Source organism: Amycolatopsis cihanbeyliensis (assembly GCF_006715045.1).
Lineage (GTDB): Bacteria > Actinomycetota > Actinomycetes > Mycobacteriales > Pseudonocardiaceae > Amycolatopsis > Amycolatopsis cihanbeyliensis.
The window spans coordinates 4753471-4771986 of record NZ_VFML01000001.1 but is presented as its reverse complement, the minus strand read 5'-3'; the positions used below and the strand labels follow the sequence as shown (position 1 = coordinate 4771986).

The following is an 18516-nucleotide window of genomic DNA, read 5'->3' as shown; positions in this document are numbered from 1 at the left end:
GGAGTGTTGACCGCCGAGGCCCTGCCCGCCGAGCTGCGGCGTGCGATCATGCAGATCGCCAGGACGCCGCGCCTGCTGGTCGCCTGTGACTACGACGGCACGCTGGCTCCGATCACCGCCAACCCCGACGAGGCACGCCCGTTGCCGGAGTCGGTCGGTGCGCTGCGGTCGCTGGCCGCGCTGCACGAGACAACCACCGCGGTGATCTCCGGCCGTGCCCTGCGTGACCTGGCGACCCTGTCCAGACTCCCGGCGGAGGTGCATCTGGTCGGCAGCCATGGCTCGGAGTTCGACATCGGGTTCGTGCACGCGCTGGACGCCGAGGCCCGCGAGCTGCACAAGCGGCTGGAGACCGAGCTGGAGCAGCTGGTGCTGGACGTTCCGGGGGTGTCGCTGGAGGTCAAGCCGGCCAGCATCGCCGTGCACGTCCGCAGGGCTGAGCAGAACGCGGGCCGGCACGTGCTGGAGAGAGTCCACAGTGGACCTTCGACCTGGGGCGGCGTCTCGGTGACCGAGGGGAAGGAGGTCGTCGAGCTCGCGGTCGTGCAGACCGACAAGGGCAACGCCCTGGACACCCTGCGCCACCAGGTCGGCGCCACCGCCGCCATCTTCCTCGGCGACGACGTCACCGACGAGAAGGCGTTCGCCCGGCTGTCCGGCCCCGACCTGGGGATCAAGGTGGGCGACGGGCGCAGCCGCGCGACCTACCGGGTGCCGGACACCATGGACGTGGCCACCGTGCTGGCGTTCATGCTGGAGGAGCGGCGTAACTGGCTGTACGGCGAGCAGGCCACGCCGATCGAGCGGATCTCCATGCTGGCCTGCGAGCGTTCGGTCGCCCTGCTCACCCCGGACGCGCGGCTGACCTGGCTGTGCCACCCCGGCCCGGACGCCCCCGCGGTCTTCGCCGACCTGCTCGGCGGGCCGGGCGCGGGCCACTTCTCGATCAAGCCGGCGCGCAACGGGCTGCCACTAGGGCAGCGCTACCTGCCGAACACCATGACGGTGGAGACCCGCTGGTCCCGGCTGCTGGTCACCGACTACCTCGAGCCGGACAGCCCGGCACACGAGACCAACCTGGTGCGGGTGATCACCGGGGAGACCGATGCGACGGTGACCTTCGCGCCGCGACCGGAGTTCGGTGGGGTGCCGGTGCGGCTGCTGCCCGAGCACGACGGGCTGCGGGTGCTCGGCACCTCGGAGCCGTTCGTGCTGCGTGCCCCCGGCGTGCGCTGGGAAATCGAGAGCGACGGCATCAACGACACCGCGACCGCGCTGGTGCGGCCGGCTCCGGAGCAGCCGGTGGTGCTGGAGCTGCGCTGCGGCACCACGAACCTCGGCCCGCACGAGCTGTCCGAACTGGACCGTAGGGCCCGCGCGGGCGACTACTGGAGCGAGTGGGCACGCACCCTGCGACTGCCCGAGATCGAGCCGGACCTGGTGGCCCGCTCCGCGCTGACCTTGCGCGGGCTGGTGGACACCGAGACCGGCGGCGTGATGGCGGCGGCCACCACCTCGCTGCCGGAGGAGATCGGCGGGGTCCGCAACTGGGACTACCGCTACTGCTGGGTGCGGGACGCGGCGATGACCGTGCGGGAACTGGTGCACCTCGGCTCGGTCGCCGAGGCAGAGGGTTACCTGCGCTGGCTGCACGGCGTGCTCGGCACGCTGGCCGGGCCGGAGCGGTTGCACCCGCTGTACTCGCTGGCCGGGACCCAGCTCGGCGCCGAGGCCGTGATCGACTCGCTGCCCGGGTACAAGGGCTCCCGCCCGGTGCGCGTCGGCAACCTGGCCAACCACCAGGTGCAGCTGGACGTGTTCGGCCCCGTGGTGGAGCTGATCGTCATCCTCGCGGCCAAACGCGGCGAGCTGCACGACGACGACTGGCAGCTCGTGCGCGCCATGGCCGAGGCGGTGACCAGGCGCTGGGACGAGCCGGACCACGGCATCTGGGAGGAACGGCACGTGCCGCGGCACCGGGTGTACTCGCGGGTGATGTGCTGGCAGACCCTGGACCGGGCGATCAAGCTCGCCGAGAACTACGGCCGGGAGATCCCGGCAGGCTGGCTCGAGCTGCGCGAGACCATCGCGGCGGACGTGCTCGAACACGGCTGGAACGACGAGGTACAGGCGTTCACCACCGCCTACGACGGCACCGACCTGGACGCGGCCTCCCTGTTCGTGGGGCTGTCCGGGCTGCTCGACCCGCAGGACGAGCGGTTCCAGTCCACGGTCACCGCGATCGAGGCGGAGCTGCGCAGCGGCTCGACGGTGTACCGGTACCGGCGCGACGACGGGCTGCCCGGCAACGAGGGCGGGTTCCACCTGTGCGCGGCGTGGATGATCGAGGCGTACCTGCTCACCGGGCGACGGACCGAGGCGAAGGAGCTGTTCGAGCAGCTGGTGGACGCCGCGGGCCCGACCGGGCTGCTGCCGGAGCAGTACGACCCGATCGCCGAGCGCTCGCTCGGCAACCACCCGCAGGCGTACTCGCACCTCGGTTTGATCCGCTGCGCCATGCTGCTGTCCGGCTGACCAGCGCCGGAACGCTCCGGCGGCCATCGGGCAATACCTGATGTGACGTCGATGCGTGCGCGGCCGGACGGCGAGCTGGAGCACCCGGACCTGTCCGGGAGCTCGGCTGGGGCGGTTCTGACCAAGCTGTACGACGCCCACGCCCGGTCGCTGCACGGTTACCTCGCCCGCAGGCTGGACTCCGCCACCGCGGACGACCTCGTCGCCGAGACCTTCCTCACCGCGTGGCGGCAGCGGGACGGCTACGACCCCGCCAGGGCCTCGGCCCGCGCCTGGCTGTTCGGCATCGCGACCAACCTCGCCCGCAGGCACGCGCGGGCAGAGGTCCGCGCGCTGCGCGCGGTGACGAGGGAGGGGACGCGGGCCGGCACACCGGAGCCACCGGACGTGGTCGCCGCCGAACGGGCGGACGCCGGGGAGCAGGTCCGGCGGGTCGCCGGGGTCATCGCCGAGCTGCGCCCACAGGAGCGGGATGTCCTGCTGCTGGTGGCCTGGGCGGACCTGACCCCGGCCGAGGCCGCCACCGCGCTGGGCATCCACGCCCACACCGCACGGACCCGGTTGCACCGCGCCCGCACCACCCTGCGCCGTCATCTCGTCATTTCGGAGGACGACCGTGCCTGATGACCTGGACTTGAATGTAGTGCGCAGCCTGCGCGCCGACGTGCCGGAGATGAGTGAGCGGGCTTTCGCAGAGGGACGTGCCCAGCTGGTCGCCGCGACCGGGGGTAAGGGGGTGGTGCCGCGGCGGCAGGCCCGGAGGCAGCCGTTTCGGGGGCGGCTGCTTCCGGTGGCCGCCGCGGCAACGGTAGCCATAGCCGGAGCGGGGGTTGCCGCGGTATCGCTGACCGGGGACGAGGCCAAGGCGCCGGTGGCGGAGACCGGCCCGGAGAGCCGGGTGCTGCCGCCCATGCCCGCCGAGCCGCTGAACCGGGCGGGCGAGTTGGCCGACCGGGTGACGGACATCCCGCCGCAACCCGGGCAGTACCTCTACCTGGAGGAGACGGGGTGGATCAGCGGCGAGGCGCCCGAGGAACCAACCCGGACCTGGGTCCCGAAGAACCGCGCCGCGGAATGGCTGAGGATCATTCCATCCGGGGACGAGATACGCGCCGAGGGCGGCTTCGAGTCCGCCGGGGACGTACTGCTGCCGTCGCAGTCCACCTTCGAACGGCTTCCCCGAGATCCGAAGGCCCTGTACGAGTTCCTGCGCCGGGAGGTCCGCTACCGCGCGGACCAGGCAACGGCGATGTTCGAGAACATCGTCCGGATGCTGGACGGCTCCACGCCCGCACCACTACGAGCCGGCCTGTACCGGGTACTGGGCCACCTACCGCATGTCGCGATCGCCCCCGGCGCGTTCACCGAGGACGGCAGGCCGGCGATCTCCGTCGAGATGCCGTGGGTGGACGGCCGGCGCTCCACCGAGGCGCTGGTCGCCCCGGACACCGGCCTCGTGATCGGCCACCGCGGCCAGGGGAAGGAGAGCGAGGGAACGGTTCGCTACGCGGTGGTGGACCGGATGGGGCAGGTTCCACCGGCCTGACCGCGCTGGGATCAGCCGCCCGCGATCGAAGGAATCACGTCCACCTCCGCCCCATCGGTCAGCGGGGTCTCGGCCCCGGCGAGGCCCCGGCACTCCTCCCCGTCCACGTAGAAGTTGACGTACCGGCGCAGTGCGCCCCGCTCGTCACGCAGCCTGCGTTCCAGTGCCGGGTGCCGCCTGCCGAGCTCGTCCAGCAGCTGGCCGAGGGTAGCCGCGGGCACCTTCAGCTCGGCGTGCCCGTCGGCCGCCGTGCGCAGTACCGAGGGCAGGCGCACCGTGACTGCCACGTCACACCACCGCCGCCCGCACGCAGAGCACGTCCGGCAGGTGCTGGGCGACCAGCTGCCAGTGCTCCCCCTCGTCCGGGGTGCACCACACCTCCCCGGTGCGGGAACCGAAGTACACGCCGGCCGGGTCGGCGTCGTCGGTGCACATGGCGTCCCGCATCACGGCGGCCCAGTAGCCGTCCTCGGGCAGCCCGGTGGACAGCGCCGTCCAGGTGTCACCGGCGTCCTCGCTGCGGTACACCCGGCAGCGGCCTGCCGGCGGGAACCGGAACTCCGAGGAGACCAGCGGGAAGTTGTAGATGACCTCGGGCCGGTGCGGATGCACCACCATCGGGAAGCCGAAGTCGTCCGGCAGGCCACCGGCGATGGACTGCCAGCTGCGCGCGTCGTCCTCGCTGCGGTAGACGCCGTGGTGGTTCTGCAGGAAGTAGCGGTCCGGCCGGGACGGGTTGATGGCCAGCTTGTGCACGCACTGCCCGAACTCCGGGTATCGCTGGTCCTCGGGCAGGAACACCGCCTGAATGCCGGTGTTGCCGGGTTCCCAGGTCTGCCCGCCGTCTGCGGTGCGGTACACCCCGCCCGCGGAGATCCCCACCGTGACCCGGTTGGCGTCGGTGGGGTGCGGGATCACGGTGTGCAGGCAGGCTCCCCCGCCACCGGGCATCCACTGCTTGCGGTGCGGGTGCTCCCACAGCCCGCGCACCAGCTCGAAGCTCTTGCCACCGTCGTCGGAGCGGAACAGCCCATGCGGTTCCACCCCCGCGTACACCACGTCCGGCTGGTCGACCGGCCCCTGCGCGAGCTGCCAGATGCCCTGCAACGCGGCGTCGGCGTCCTCCGGGAAGGCGATCGGCGCCTGCTCGGGTTCGTGCCAGGTCTGCCCGAGGTCGGTGCTGGTCACCACGGTCGTGCCGAAATGCTCGTTGACCACCCCGGCCAGTACCCGCGGGCTCGGACCGCGGGTGTCGATGGTGAGCGCCTTGACCCCGTCCACCGGGTAATGCGGTCCGGTCAGCTCCCAGCTCGCGCGACCGTCCCTGCTGCGCGCGAACCACATACCCTTCCGGGTGCCGATGCCGAGCAGTACGTCCATGCCTACCTCCCTTATGTTTCAGGTCACAGGAAGGGTACTGCGGGGGTCCGACAAATCACCCAACCACGCAACGTTCGATCAACGTGATCGAGTCCTCGTGGTCCAGGGCTCGATCAACGAGGTCGCCGAAGATCCGTTCCGCGGTGCGGACCTGGGCCTCGCTCTCGGTGTGCACGGCACCGAGCAGGTGCTCGACATACACCCTGTCCTTGACCTCGGCGCCGGGGTAGCGAGCCAGCGTGAGGTTGCCGACCAGCCCATCATGGGCGCCCTCCGCCTCCAGAATCACCTGCACCGTGACGTTCGGCAACGCGGCGCGTTCGAGGATGGTGCGCAACTGCTCCCGGTGGGCAGCACCCGTGCAAACCCTGGGACGCAGGGCTGTCTCGTCCATGATCACGTGTAGGCACAGCACGGGCTCCCCGGTCAGTCGCCGCTGCCTGCGCAGCCGTGCTGCGACAATGTTCTCCAGTGCCTCACCGGTCAGCGGGCTGCTGGCCGAGATGAATACCTCCCGCATGTACTCCTCGGTCTGTAGCAGCCCAGGCACGTAACCGAACTCGAACGCCCGGATCGAGTTGGCCATATCCTCGACCGCGATGTAGCCCCGGCCTTCTCCTTCGTATTCGTGCCACCAGTCCTTCTCCAGTGCCCGCTCCCGGATATCCAGGTATTCGTTCCACTCGGTGACCGGCACGCCGTACACATCGAGCATGGCGCGAAAGGCGTGGTACTCGGGGACCTGGCCGGTCTCGATCCTGCTCAGCTTGGCGTGCGAGAAAGGCAGCCGCTTCGCCGCCTCGTACTGGGTCATCCCGATCTCTTCGCGCAATCCTCGCAACGTACGAGCGAGCCGCCTGGCTTGCGCACCGGGCTTACGCATCTTCCCCATCGACATCACCTCACGAGGTCGGGCAGATACGAATGGTAAGTCGGTGCCAACCCGCCGACGGTTCTCGCCTCGAACTGGTTCTCGGCTATCGCCACGTCACGCCGCCGCCGACCGGCTCGCACCAGTACGCCGTGGCCGGGCTATACCGAGCGCTGGAGGATGCGTGCGACACCGCCAGCGGGAGCAGTTGTCCGTGTTGCCCCGGGTCGGGGTGCGGATCAGCACGCCGTGGCGGACGGCGTTGATCCCGGACGTGGCGATGCTGGACACCGACCCGCACCACACCAGCTTCGCGGCCGAGAACCTGCTGCTCGCGGTCGAGGTGTGGTCGCCGGGCAACGCCCGGCCGAGCGGGACACCAAGATGGCCGCCTACGCGGGCGCCGGGGCGCCGTATCTGTGGGCCGTGGAACCGCCGAAGCTCTGGGCCTACCGGCTGGCCGGCACCCGTTACCGGCAGGAACTGTTCGCCGAGGGTGACAATCCGGTGACCGTTCCAGGGCCGGTTCCGGTGCGGCTCGACCCCTCCCGACTCTGCTGACCTTCTGCCAACAGCCAACTCGCCTACGTGAGCGGCAAACTCGGGTACCTGGATGGCAAACACGCCTACGTGGGCGGCAAACACGATGGGCGGCGACGTCACTGCATGGGGACGTAGCGGACGGCTTTGAAGGCCGTCTCCAGGTCGCCGACCTCGAGGGTGCGGATGCCCTCCGGCAGCGGGCCGGGGTCCGGGGGCACCAGCGCGTGCGTGAAGCCCAGCCGCACCGCCTCGCCGAGCCTGCGGCCCACCCCGGTCACCCTGCGGATCTCCCCCGCCAGCCCGACCTCGCCGATCGCCACCAGCCGCGGGGACAGCGGGGTGTCGTGGGCTCCCGAGTACACCGCCAGGGCCACCGCGAGATCCACCGCGGGCTCGACCACCTTCATCCCGCCGACCGTGGCCGCGTACACGTCCTGCTCGCCGAACTTGACCCCGGCTCGCTTCTCCAGCACCGCCAGGATCATCGCCACCCGGGAGGAGTCCAGCCCGCTCACCGCCCGCCGCGGCTGCGGCAGGCTGGACTTCGACACCAGCGCCTGCACCTCACCCAGCAGCGGCCGCTTGCCCTCCACGGTGACCGTGACCGCCGTGCCCGGCACCGCGTCCACATGCCGGTTCAGGAACAGGCCGGAGGGATCGGGCACCCCGGCGATCCCGTCCTCGCGCAGCTCGAAACACCCGATCTCGTCGGCGGCGCCGAACCGGTTCTTCACCCCGCGCACCATCCGCAGGGTGGAATGCCGGTCGCCCTCGAACTGCAACACCACGTCCACCAGGTGCTCCAGCACCCGGGGTCCGGCCACCGAGCCCTCCTTGGTCACGTGCCCCACCAGCACCACCGGCAGCCCACGCTCCTTGGCCAGCGCGACCAGGCCTGCCGTCACCGCACGGATCTGGGTGACTCCGCCCGGTGCGCCCTCGGCCTGCGGGGAGGACATCGTCTGGACCGAGTCCACGATCAACACCCCGGGCTTGACCGTGTCCACATGCCCGAAGATCGCCGCGAGGTCACTCTCCGCGGCCAGGTACATCCCGTCGTGCACATTGCCGGTGCGCTCGGCACGCAATCGCACCTGCCCTGCCGACTCCTCGCCGGTCACGTACAGCGAGGGTGCCTCCGCCCCGGCGTCGGCGGCCCACTGGTAGGCCACCTCCAGCAGCAATGTCGACTTACCGACACCCGGTTCCCCGGCGAGCAGCACCACCGCGCCCGGCACCAGCCCGCCGCCGAGCACCCGGTCCAGCTCGCCCACCCCGGTCCGCCGCGCCCTGGCCGCCTCGACATCGACCTCGCCGATCGGCCGCGCGGGCGCGCTCGGGGCGCCGGCGGCCACCCTGGCGATCGCCGGCCGCGAGTCCCCACGCTCCTCGATGGTTCCCCAGGCCTGGCATTCCGGGCAGCGGCCGACCCACTTGGCGGCCTCGTAACCGCAGTCGGCGCAGCGGTAGCCGGCCCGGTTACCGGCCGAAGCCTTCTTCACCATGGCGGCACGCTAACCGCGGGTACCGACAGCTTGTCGCCCAGTGCCGAACCCGGTGCCGAGCCCGGTGCCGACCTCAGTGGCTGCTCTCCGCCTCACCGTGCTCGCCGTCGTCGGTACGCGGGTGCTCCGGCACCCCGATCGGCAGTTCGACGGTGACCTGCCCCGCGTCGGCGAAGGTGAAGGTGACCGGCACGTTCATCCCCGGCCGTACGTCGTAGGCCAGCCCCCGCAGCACGATGCCGCCCTCGCCCGGCCGCTCCGGCTCGCCGTCCGGCCCACCGGTCGGCCGCTGGAAGTCCGGTACCTCACCCTCGGTGGACCCGATCACCAGTACGTTGCGCCCGGCGATCGTGGACGCACCGCTGATGATGGCGTTCGCCGCCGCATCGGAGGACACCGACACGAGCTCCGCGGGCTGGTCGCCGTCGTTGATGACCCGCAGGTTCAGCTCGGCACTCGAGCCAGCCCGGTACACCGAGTCGTTCGGCGGGTAGGCCAGCACCGCGTCCCGGATGGCGAGCGAGCCCACGGTGGCCTGCGCCCCGTTGACCGCGGCTTGCTGCGTGTCGGTCTGCGTGATCTGACCTGCCCCGCAGCCGGCGACGACGATGGCCGCGGCGAGGCCGAGCGCGGCCGAGCCGAGCACGCGACGTTTCTGCTGCCTCACGGTCTTCAGTCCCTCCTACCTAGGCCGACCCTGCAGCGAAGGGTAGCCGGGCACTCGATCACTCCCGGCACCTGGTGGCCGCACCTGTGTGGCCGCGAGCGCCCGCGGGCGGCGCCGATCGCCCGCCAATCGTCCACAGTGGAGCACCGGGACCTTACCGGACCCGCTCGCCGCCACCTGCGTGAGTACACCGAACGGCGGTTTGTCAACCCCCCTTCCACCCTCGATTAGGCCACTGACCTGCGAGGACAGAACCCGGGGCGCTAGGTGGGCCGGAACGCACCGTGCTAAGCTGGAGGGAGCGAAAGGGGCAGAGGACACATGGTTTTCAAGGTCGGAGAGACCGTCGTCTACCCGCACCACGGTGCCGCACTCATCGAAGCAATTGAAACGCGTGTGATCAAGGGCGAGGAGAAGCAGTACCTCGTCCTGAAGGTCGCGCAGGGTGACCTGACCGTTCGGGTCCCAGCCGACAACGCCGAGATCGTCGGCGTGCGTGATGTCGTCGGCCAGGACGGTCTGAACCGCGTATTCGATGTGCTGCGTGCTCCGCATACCGACGAGCCGACCAACTGGTCTCGTCGATACAAGGCCAACCTGGAGAAACTCGCCTCCGGCGATGTGAACAAGGTGGCCGAAGTGGTGCGCGACCTCTGGCGGCGTGAGAAGGACCGTGGCCTGTCCGCAGGCGAGAAGCGGATGCTGGCCAAGGCTCGGCAGATCCTGGTCAGTGAACTAGCGCTGGCAGAGGGCACTGACGAGACAAAAGCGGAAGTGCTCCTCGACGAGGTCCTAGACACCGCAGTGGTTTAGCACTCCTGAACGCCATAAACATCGCGGCACTGGTCCCCGTGACCGGTAGAGAAGGTTTGGTTCCCTTTTATGGTGAACCGGCGCTGACGCGTGCCGTCGGCGGCCTTCTCAATTCCGGAAGTGTGGATCAGGTCGTCATTGTGACACCCCCGAACCGTTCCGCGGCTTGCGCGGCGGCACTGCATACGGTTCGGAACGCGCGGCTGCACCTTTCGAGCCGTGGCGCCGACCTGGATTGGTCCGCGCTGGCGGCCGAGGTGTGCCGGGACGCGGAGATCGTACTGATCCACGATCCGGCCCGCCCGTTCACCCCGGCCACCGTGCTCGACGCGGTGGTCCGGGAGGTACGGGCCGGCGCTCCGGTAGCGGTACCGGTACAGCCGGTGACCGATACGATCAAGGCTATCGGATCCGCCGGCGTCGTCTCCGGCACCCATGACCGGACCACGTTGCGATCCACTCAGGCCCCCTGTGGCTTCCGGGCCGAGGTGCTGCGGGAACTACCCGGCACCGATCCGCTCGGAGCGGCTGTCGGCCGCGGGGTGCCGGTACGTACCGTGCCCGGCCACGTCCGCGGAATGCGGCTGAGCACCCCGTTCGACCGGACGGTGATGGCGGCGTTACTCGCGGAGGAGACGACATGAGGGTCGGCCAGGGGGTCGATGTGCATCCCGTCGCGGCCGGCAAGCCCTGCTGGATCGCCGGGCTGTTCTGGACCGGGGTGGACGGCTGCGCCGGGCACTCGGACGGCGACGTGGCCTCGCACGCGCTGTGCGACGCGCTGCTGTCCGCGGCGGGACTCGGCGACCTCGGCGCGGTGTTCGGCACCGGCGAGGAGCGCTGGGCCGGTGCGCATGGCGCGGAACTGCTCACCGAGGTACGGACCCGCGTCGAGGCCGCGGGCTACCGGATCGGCAACGCGACGGTCCAGGTGATCGGCAACGCGCCCCGGATCGGCAGTAGGCGGGAGGAGGCCCAGCGGGTACTGGGCGAGGCCGTCGGCGGGCCGGTGAGCGTGTCCGGCACCACCACCGACGGGCTGGGCCTCACCGGGCGCGGCGAGGGCCTCGCGGCGATCGCGACCGCGCTGCTGGTCGAAGATCACTAGGCTCGTGGCATGGCAGTCCCACTCAGCGAGACCACCCGGTCGAAACCGATGACGTGGTGCGGGTGGTCGTGCGCGTGATCCCGGAGAAAGTCACGGGCTTTTCCGCCTAGCCTGCCGGTAGCCTCGGTCTCGTGGCGATCACGGCTGTGTTGTTCGACTTCTCCGGCACCCTGTTCCGTCTCGAGCATGACGACACCTGGGTCAGGCACCTGACCGACGCCGGCGGCGACCCGCTCGACCTGGAGGCGCAGACCGAGCTGATGCGCCGGATGACCGCACCGGTCGGCCAGGTGGTCGACCTGGACGCCGAGCACCAGCACGCCTGGGAGCACCGCGACCTCGACCCCGCGCTGCACACCAAGGTGTACCTCGAGGTGCTCCGGCAGTCCGGGGTACCGACCGTCGAGCAGGCCGAAGTCCTCTACGACCGGCTGGTGGACCCGCTGGAGTGGACGCCGTACCCGGACACCGAGGCGGTGCTCAAGGGCGCGGCAGCGCACGGCCTGCGGATCGGGGTGCTGAGCAACATCGCCTTCGACATCCGGCCCGCGTTCGCCTCCCGCGGCCTGGACGCGTACGTGGACGAGTTCGTGCTGTCCTACGAGGTGGGCGCGATCAAGCCGGACCCGGCGATCTTCCGTACCGCGCTGGACCGGCTCGGGGCCGGCGGGCCGGAGACGTTGATGGTCGGCGACAGCGAGGAGGCCGACGGCGGGGCGCGGGCGCTGGGCTGCGCGTTCGCGCTGGTGCCGCCCGCGCCGACCGCCGAGCGCACCGGAGGTCTGCTCGCCGCGCTGCGCGAGCACGGCGCGCTCCGGGCGCCGTGAGCAAGCTCTCGTACCCGCCCCGTACCATTCCGGTGTGGCCTTACACCTCTACGACACCGCGACCCGGCAGCTGCGGGAGTTCCATCCCGCGCGTAGCGGGACGGCGTCGATGTACGTCTGTGGGGCCACCGTGCAGGGCATACCGCATATCGGTCACGTACGGGGCGCGCTGAACTACGACGTCCTGCGGCGCTGGCTGCTCCACAGTGGACTGGACGTTCGGATGGTCCGCAATGTCACCGATATCGACGACAAGATCCTGGACAAGGCGGCCGACGCGGGCCGGCCCTGGTGGGAGTGGGCGTTCCAGCACGAACGTGCGTTCGAGGGTGCCTACGAGACGCTCGGCTGCCTTCCCCCCTCGATCGCGCCCCGGGCGACCGGGCACGTGACCCAGATGATCGAGCTGATGGAAAGGCTGATCGAATCCGGGCACGCCTACGCCGAGGGCGGGGACGTGTACTTCGCGGTCGCCTCCTTCCCCGGCTACGGCACGCTGTCCGGGCAGCGGGTGGACGAGGTCCAGCAGGGCGAGAGCGCGGCCACCGGCAAGCAGGACCCGCGCGACTTCACCCTGTGGAAGAGCGCCAAACCGGGCGAGCCGTCCTGGCCGACGCCGTGGGGTCGGGGCAGGCCGGGCTGGCACCTGGAGTGCTCGGCAATGGCGACCACCTACCTCGGCGCCGAGTTCGACATCCACGGCGGCGGGGTCGACCTGGTGTTCCCGCATCACGAGAACGAGCGCGCCCAGTCCACCGCGGCCGGTGACCCGTTCGCCCGGTTCTGGCTGCACAACGCGTGGGTGACGCTGTCCGGCGAGAAGATGTCGAAGTCGCTGGGCAACGTGGTCTCGATCCCGCAGATGCTGCGCGCGTGCCGGGCGGTGGAGCTGCGTTACTACCTGATCCAGCCGCACTACCGCTCGACCATCGAGTACTCCGACGAGGCACTGTCCGAATCGGCCCAGGGCTACCGGCGGATCGAGCAGTTCCTCCGGCTGACCGCCAGCACGGCGGGCGCGGTGCGGGTCGGCGAGGTGCCACCGGACTTCGCCGCCGCGCTGGACGACGATCTCGGAACCCCGCAGGCCTTCGCCGTGTTGCACAACACGGTGCGCGAGGGTAACGCCGCGCTCGCCGATTCCGACACCTCCACGGCGCTCAAGTGCGCGGCCGCGGTGCGGGCGATGACCCAGGTGCTCGGGCTCGATCCGCTGTCCGAGCAGTGGGCCGAGGCGGGCGGCGGTGACGCGCCGCTGCGGCAGGCGCTGAACGGGCTGGTCGAAGGGATGCTCGAGGAGCGCAAAGCCGCCCGCGCCGAGCGGGACTTCGCGCGGGCCGACGCGCTGCGAGACCGACTGACCGAGGCAGGTATCGCGGTGGAGGACACCGCCAACGGTCCCATGTGGACAGTGAGAGACTAGGAATATGGCTGGCAATTCCCGCCGCCGGGGTGCGATCCGCAAGCCTGGCACGAAGAAGGGCGCGGTCGTCGGCTCCGGCGGCAAGCGGCGCAAGGGGCTCGAAGGCAAGGGCCCGACGCCGAAGGCGGAGAACCGCACCGGGCATCCGGCGCAGCGGCGCGCGATGGCCAAGGCCAAGGCGGAGAAGTCGCGGGCCAACAAGACCGAGGGCCCGGAGCTGATCGCCGGGCGCAACCCGGTGGTCGAGGCGCTGCGGGCCGAGGTGCCCGCCACCGCGCTCTACGTCGCGCTGCACGTGGACACCGACGACCGGATCAAGGAGGCGGTGCAGCTCGCCGCGGACCGGGGCATCTCGATCCTGGAAGTGCCACGCGAGGAGCTGGACCGCAGGACCAACCGGGCAACCCATCAGGGGCTCGGGTTGCAGGTGCCGCCGTTCGACTACTCCCACCCGGACGACCTGCTGGCGGGCGCCCAGGACTCCGGTGACCCGCCGCTGCTGGTGGCGCTGGACGGGGTGACCGACCCGCGCAACCTCGGGGCGGTGATCCGCTCGGCGGCCGCGTTCGGCGCACACGGGGTGCTGCTGCCGGCCCGGCGCAGCGCCGGGATGACGGCGGTGGCCTGGCGAACCAGCGCGGGCACCGCGGCCAAGCTGCCGGTCGCGGTGGCGACGAACCTGACCCGGCAGCTGCGTGCCTGGGCCGACGAGGGACTGATGCTGGTCGGGCTGGACGCGGACGGTTCGGTCGAGATCGACGGCCTCGAACTCGCCACCGACCCGCTGGTCGTCGTGGTCGGTTCCGAGGGAAGGGGGCTGTCCCGGCTGGTGCGGGAGACCTGTGACGCGACCGTGTCCATCCCGATGGCGGCCGGGGTCGAGTCGCTGAACGCCTCGGTCGCGGCGGGCGTGCTACTTGCCGAGGTGGCCCGCAGGCGCAGGGTGCGCGGCCGCACGTAGCCCCTCGTGGGGTGCAACGAACAGCACATTCGGCCGGTTCTCACTCGGGCGGGCCAGGCGCTCGGCTAAGGTCACGTTGCCGAACCGTGACCAGGGGGCCCACTCAGGATGTCGTTCGTCTCGCCGCTGTTCCTGTGGTACTTCATGCCGGCGGTGTTGCTCGCCGTGCTGCTGTGCCCGCGAACCTGGCGCAACGGCATCGTCGCCATCGGCAGCCTGCTGTTCTATGCCACCGGCGCCGGGGCGTTCACCCTGCTGCTGCTCACCTGCATGGTGGTCAACTTCCTGGCCGGGCCGGTACTGGAACCGGACGAGTGGGGCATGCGGCCCGTGCGGCGGCGACGCTGGACGCTGGTCGGCGTGATCGCCTTCGACCTTTCGATCCTGGTGATCTGGAAGTACGCCGGGTTCGCCACGGAGCAGATCGCGGCCTTCACGCAGTTGCTCGGCGGGGACTTCCCGGTGGTGGAGCTGGCGCTGCCGATCGGGATCTCGTTCTTCACCTTCCACCACATCTCCTACGTGGTGGACATCTACCGTGGCGAGCGGCGCGCGCTGCGCAACCCGGTGGCGTTCGGCACCTACATCGCGATGTTCCCGCAGCTGGCCGCGGGGCCGATCGTGCGGTACCGGGAGATCGCCGACCAACTGCCGCAGCTACGCTCGCACCGGCTGGACGACATCGCGGCCGGGTTCCCCCGGTTCGCCCTCGGCCTGTGCAAGAAGGCCATCATCGCCGACTCGCTCGCGCCGATGGTGGACGCGTGCTTCTCCACCCCGTCCGACGAGATGACCTTCGGCATCGCCTGGCTCGGCGCGGTGGCCTACACGCTGCAGCTGTTCTTCGACTTCTCCGGGTACTCGGATATGGCGGTCGGGCTCGGTCGGATGCTCGGCTTCCGGCTGCCGGAGAACTTCGCGCGGCCGTACGCCTCGGTGACGATCACCGAGTTCTGGCGCCGCTGGCACATGTCGCTGTCCCGATGGTTCCGCGACTACGTCTACATCCCGCTCGGCGGTAACCGGGGCGGCGCCCGCAAGACCTATCGCAACCTGTGCATCGTGTTCGTGCTGACCGGCTTCTGGCACGGCGCGGCGTGGACCTTCCTGGTCTGGGGTGCGTACCACGGCGCGTTGCTGATCATCGAGCGCGCCTTCGGCTGGGACCGCACGCCGAGCGCCACCGGCCCGCGCATCGCCCGCCGCCTGCTGACCCTGGTGCTGGTGATCTTCGGCTGGGTGTTCTTCAAGTCCGCCGACCTCGGCTCGGCGTTGACCATGCTCGGGCACATGTTCCTGCCGGACTTCGAGGGCCTCACCGACCTGGTCGACGCCTCGCTGACCAACCAGCGGCTGGTGATCCTGCTGGCGGCGCTGTCCATGTTCGCGCTACCCGCGCACCCGGTGACCGGCCCCCTGCTGGAGTCTTCGCGCAGCCTCCCGGCCACCGCCCTGCGGGTCACCGTGATGACCGTGGGCCTTGCCTACGCCGCCATCCTGGTCGCCACCGGCACCTTCAGCCCTTTCTTGTACTACCAGTTTTGACCGACATCCCCCACCGCCCGGGCAAATGCCCTGAACGTGGCGATCAAGACGTCAGACGTCGCGAACGGCACTATTGAGACGTCTGACGTCCCGGAAGCCACGTTCAGGGCTTTTTTGCGGGTGGGGTGGGTGGTCGAGGACGGCGAGTTGGTCGGGGTGGAAGGAGTCGCGGCGGGGCGGGGGCAGCCAGGTGTCCGGGCGCTCGTGCCGCTGCCTGCCCAGCTCCGCCAGGTCCAGGGGGGCGTCCAGGTCGATCCCGTGTTCCTTGGATCCGGGGAACCTGGTCAACCGCAGGCCCTCCGGCTGCACCTCGATCCCGATCGCCACCAGGTACGCCTCGCCGAGGATGTCGGTGAAGCCCGCCCAGGCGCCGGCGAACCGCCATATCGCGGCCCGTGCGGGGACACCCTCGACATCCCAGGTCACCCGGCGCCAGTCGGTATGCCGTTTGGCCTGCTGCTCCGCGTGCTCGACCAGCGCCGGGATCAGCCCTGCCGGGCGCTGCACCGCCGCGTCCGGCAGGGTCAGGTTGATCAGGCCGAAGGCGGCGCTGAACGCGACCGGGGCGAGGCGGTCGCCACCCCGGGGAGTGAACGCCTCGTCGTAGCGCCGGCGGGCGAGCGTGCCGACCCGCACCCCGCCGGAACCGTCCTCGGCACGGTGCCCCAGCCACAGCGCCCAGGCGGGCGCACCCTGCCTGGCCTCGAAGAAGTCCAGCCACCTCGGACCCTGCCAGGCCTGGTCCAGCCCGTACACGGGGAAGTCCGGGGGCGGTGACACCGGCTCTACCGCAGTGCTCATCCGGACATCCTGCACCTCGTCGTCCAAGATCGCAGCTTCTGCCGGTATGTCCGGATCAGGCAACGGCGAGGTCCCTGCTGGGAAAGACCGCACCGCACCGGCGGGGGTTGACTGCCCGCTACCAGTCGTCGCGGACAGGAGGAACCATGCCCGAGCGGGCCACCACCGAGTTCTGGAAGGATCTCAAGCCGATCCGGAACTCCTTCAAACCGGATGCGCAGCCGGAGGTCTACCTCTCCCAGGTTGCCACCGACGACGACCGCTACTACGCGCCGTTCACCGACACCGTCGGATCACGTCCACTGTGGATCAACGTGAAGGACAACTCCTGGTCGGACATCCTGCGCGCCAAGGAGGCCGGCCTGGTCAACCGGCATTATCACCCGCACGAGGTGTTCGCCTACACCATCTCCGGCAAGTGGGGATACCTGGAACGCCCGTGGACGGCCTCGGCGGGCGACTTCGTGTACGAGGCCCCCGGTGAGGGGCACACGCTGGTCGCCTACGAGAGCGACGAGCCGATGAAGACCATGTTCATCGTCAAGGGTCCGCTGATCTGGCTGGACGAGAACGGCGAAACGGCGGGGTTCTTCGATGTGCACGACTACATAGACCTGTGCCGCAAGCACTACGAGAAGGTCGGCATCGGCGCCGACTACGTCAACTCGCTCTTCCGCTGAGGTAAGGCGATCACCATGTTCGGCAACCGGTCACCCGCGACCCCCGCGCGGCGGTACGAGTACATACTGCTGCTGATCCTGTTCCTGTCTTTCGGTTTCGTGTTCTTCGACCGGCAGGCACTGTCCTTTCTGGCGCCCTATATCGACGGCGACTTCGGGCTCTCCAACACCCAACTCGGCACGCTCTCCGGGGTACTCGCGCTCACCTGGGCACTGTCCGGCCTGGTCTTCGGCAGGCTCTCCGACCGGCTGGGCACCCGCAAGCCGATCCTGATCGCGGCGGTCGTGATGTTCTCCGTGTTCTCCGCCGCGTCCGGGCTGATGACCGGGTTCGTCGGGCTGCTGATCGCTCGCGCTCTGATGGGGGTCGCCGAGGGAGCGGTGCTGCCGATCGCCCAGTCGCTGATGGTGGAAGCCTCGGCCGAGCACCGGCGCGGGATGAACATGGGGCTGGTGCAGGGGTCCTCGGCCGGCCTGCTCGGCGGGATCCTCTGCCCGCTGGTCGCGGTGTGGATCGCCGAGCAACACGGCTGGCGGACCGCCTTCTACCTCACCATCATTCCCGGGCTGCTGATCGCGCTGTGGATATGGCGCTCGGTGCGGGAGACACCGCCACTGGGCCGGGTCACGGCGACCACCGACCGCACGCCGGCCGCCGAGAAGCCCTCGCTGTGGGAGGTGTTGCGGCACCGCAACGTGCTGCTCTGCGTGCTGGCCGGCTGCTGCTACCTCACCTGGTTCATCGTCATCATCACCTTCACCCCGAAGTACCTGACCGATGTCAAGGGCTTCTCGCCGGGAACCATGAGCGCGGTGATGACCTGCTTCGGGGTGGCCTGGGTGGTGTGGGGGTTCCTCACCCCCGCGATCTCCGACCGGATCGGGCGCAAGACCACGATGATCGCCTTCACCGCGATCGCCGCGCTCTGCCCGCTGGCCGTGGTGTACGTGACGGACCCGTTGCTGCTGGGCGTGATCGTGGTGCTGACCTACACCGGACTCGGCTGCTTCACCCTGTTCATGGCCACCATCCCGGCGGAGACCGTGCACCCCGCCGCCCTGGCCACCGCGCTCGGGCTGGTGATGGGGGTCGGCGAGCTGTCGGGCGGTTTCCTCGGCCCGCTGGTCGCCGGGTGGGCCTCGGACATCTGGGGCCTGCAGTCGGCGATGTTCATCGCGGCCGGGGGCGCGGTGCTCGTGGTGCTGCTGTCCTTCGGGTTGCGGGAGACCGCGCCGATGGTGCTGCGCAGGCGGTCCGGTGCCGCCGCGGCGACCCCGGAGCCGGTCCGATGAGGGCCGCGGTGTGGCACG

General features: G+C 70.3%; 19 protein-coding genes. 13 read left to right on the top strand and 6 right to left on the bottom strand.

What is annotated here, in order from left to right; genetic code table 11:
- The first annotated feature begins 6 nt into the window (after nt 1-6).
- Genes otsB through FB471_RS21710 form a run of 3 tightly spaced genes read left to right on the top strand, consistent with a single transcriptional unit; the run spans nt 7 to nt 4081 of the window.
- Complete coding sequence (gene otsB / locus FB471_RS21720; RefSeq protein WP_211358091.1) at nt 7-2535, top strand: trehalose-phosphatase; 2529 nt, start codon at nt 7-9, stop codon at nt 2533-2535.
- Nucleotides 2536-2586: 51 nt separating this feature from the next.
- Entirely contained in the window at nt 2587-3159 is a 573-nt protein-coding gene (locus FB471_RS21715) for an RNA polymerase sigma factor (protein WP_142000241.1), read from the top strand.
- Nucleotides 3152-4081: a CU044_5270 family protein gene (locus tag FB471_RS21710; RefSeq protein WP_142000240.1), complete on the top strand. Its 930-nt coding sequence runs from the start codon at nt 3152-3154 to the stop codon at nt 4079-4081. The genes FB471_RS21715 and FB471_RS21710 overlap by 8 nt, the downstream gene beginning before the upstream one ends.
- A gap of 11 nt (nt 4082-4092) precedes the next feature.
- On the opposite strand, the gene FB471_RS21705 is transcribed toward FB471_RS21710, so the two are convergent.
- The 3 genes from FB471_RS21705 to FB471_RS21695 are packed head-to-tail and all read right to left on the bottom strand — an operon-like array spanning nt 4093 to nt 6353.
- Nucleotides 4093-4368: a MoaD/ThiS family protein gene (locus FB471_RS21705; RefSeq protein WP_142000239.1), complete on the bottom strand. Its 276-nt coding sequence runs from the start codon at nt 4366-4368 to the stop codon at nt 4093-4095.
- 1 nt (nt 4369) lies between these two features.
- Nucleotides 4370-5461, bottom strand: coding sequence for a WD40/YVTN/BNR-like repeat-containing protein (locus FB471_RS21700; protein ID WP_142000238.1), 1092 nt, complete (start codon nt 5459-5461; stop codon nt 4370-4372).
- 55 nt (nt 5462-5516) lie between these two features.
- Nucleotides 5517-6353 (bottom strand): helix-turn-helix domain-containing protein, encoded by an 837-nt coding sequence (locus FB471_RS21695; RefSeq protein WP_142000237.1) that lies wholly within the window; start codon nt 6351-6353, stop codon nt 5517-5519.
- 324 nt (nt 6354-6677) lie between these two features.
- On the opposite strand from FB471_RS21695, the gene FB471_RS21690 reads away from it, so the two are divergent.
- Nucleotides 6678-6893 (top strand): Uma2 family endonuclease, encoded by a 216-nt coding sequence (locus FB471_RS21690; RefSeq protein ID WP_142000236.1) that lies wholly within the window; start codon nt 6678-6680, stop codon nt 6891-6893.
- Nucleotides 6894-6991: 98 nt separating this feature from the next.
- Here FB471_RS21690 and radA read toward each other — a convergent pair whose 3' ends face one another.
- Nucleotides 6992-8380 carry a DNA repair protein RadA gene (radA, locus tag FB471_RS21685; protein ID WP_142000235.1) on the bottom strand — a complete coding sequence of 463 codons (1389 nt, stop codon included), beginning with the start codon at nt 8378-8380 and terminating at the stop codon, nt 6992-6994.
- A gap of 73 nt (nt 8381-8453) precedes the next feature.
- On the bottom strand, nt 8454-9047 hold the full coding sequence (locus FB471_RS21680) for a copper chaperone PCu(A)C domain-containing protein (protein WP_142000234.1): 594 nt from the start codon (nt 9045-9047) through the stop codon (nt 8454-8456).
- Nucleotides 9048-9368: 321 nt separating this feature from the next.
- Here FB471_RS21680 and FB471_RS21675 point away from each other — a divergent pair, with 321 nt between their 5' ends.
- The 7 genes from FB471_RS21675 (at nt 9369) to FB471_RS21645 (ending at nt 15724) form a co-directional block, all read left to right on the top strand.
- On the top strand, nt 9369-9860 hold the full coding sequence (locus FB471_RS21675; protein ID WP_142000233.1) for a CarD family transcriptional regulator: 492 nt from the start codon (nt 9369-9371) through the stop codon (nt 9858-9860).
- A gap of 38 nt (nt 9861-9898) precedes the next feature.
- Complete coding sequence (locus tag FB471_RS21670) at nt 9899-10504, top strand: IspD/TarI family cytidylyltransferase (RefSeq protein ID WP_281287417.1); 606 nt, start codon at nt 9899-9901, stop codon at nt 10502-10504.
- Complete coding sequence (ispF, locus tag FB471_RS21665) at nt 10501-10968, top strand: 2-C-methyl-D-erythritol 2,4-cyclodiphosphate synthase (protein WP_142000231.1); 468 nt, start codon at nt 10501-10503, stop codon at nt 10966-10968. Before FB471_RS21670 ends, ispF begins: the two co-directional genes overlap by 4 nt.
- Nucleotides 10969-11099: 131 nt before the next feature.
- Entirely contained in the window at nt 11100-11795 is a 696-nt protein-coding gene (locus FB471_RS21660) for an HAD family hydrolase (protein WP_142000230.1), read from the top strand.
- A 34-nt stretch (nt 11796-11829) separates the two neighbouring features.
- Nucleotides 11830-13218, top strand: coding sequence for a cysteine--tRNA ligase (gene cysS / locus FB471_RS21655; RefSeq protein ID WP_142000229.1), 1389 nt, complete (start codon nt 11830-11832; stop codon nt 13216-13218).
- 4 nt (nt 13219-13222) lie between these two features.
- Entirely contained in the window at nt 13223-14179 is a 957-nt protein-coding gene (gene rlmB / locus FB471_RS21650; RefSeq protein ID WP_142000228.1) for a 23S rRNA (guanosine(2251)-2'-O)-methyltransferase RlmB, read from the top strand.
- Between the two features lie 108 nt (nt 14180-14287).
- On the top strand, nt 14288-15724 hold the full coding sequence (locus FB471_RS21645) for an MBOAT family O-acyltransferase (protein ID WP_142000227.1): 1437 nt from the start codon (nt 14288-14290) through the stop codon (nt 15722-15724).
- A gap of 51 nt (nt 15725-15775) precedes the next feature.
- Here FB471_RS21645 and FB471_RS21640 read toward each other — a convergent pair whose 3' ends face one another.
- Nucleotides 15776-16525, bottom strand: a complete 750-nt coding sequence (locus tag FB471_RS21640) for a hypothetical protein (RefSeq protein WP_246076518.1) — start codon at nt 16523-16525, stop codon at nt 15776-15778.
- A 146-nt stretch (nt 16526-16671) separates the two neighbouring features.
- Here FB471_RS21640 and FB471_RS21635 point away from each other — a divergent pair, with 146 nt between their 5' ends.
- A complete protein-coding gene (locus tag FB471_RS21635; RefSeq protein ID WP_142000226.1) occupies nt 16672-17205 on the top strand; it encodes a 2,4'-dihydroxyacetophenone dioxygenase family protein in 534 nt (177 codons plus the stop codon).
- 15 nt (nt 17206-17220) lie between these two features.
- Nucleotides 17221-18498, top strand: a complete 1278-nt coding sequence (locus FB471_RS21630; protein WP_142000225.1) for an MFS transporter — start codon at nt 17221-17223, stop codon at nt 18496-18498.
- The last annotated feature ends 18 nt before the right edge of the window (nt 18499-18516 follow it).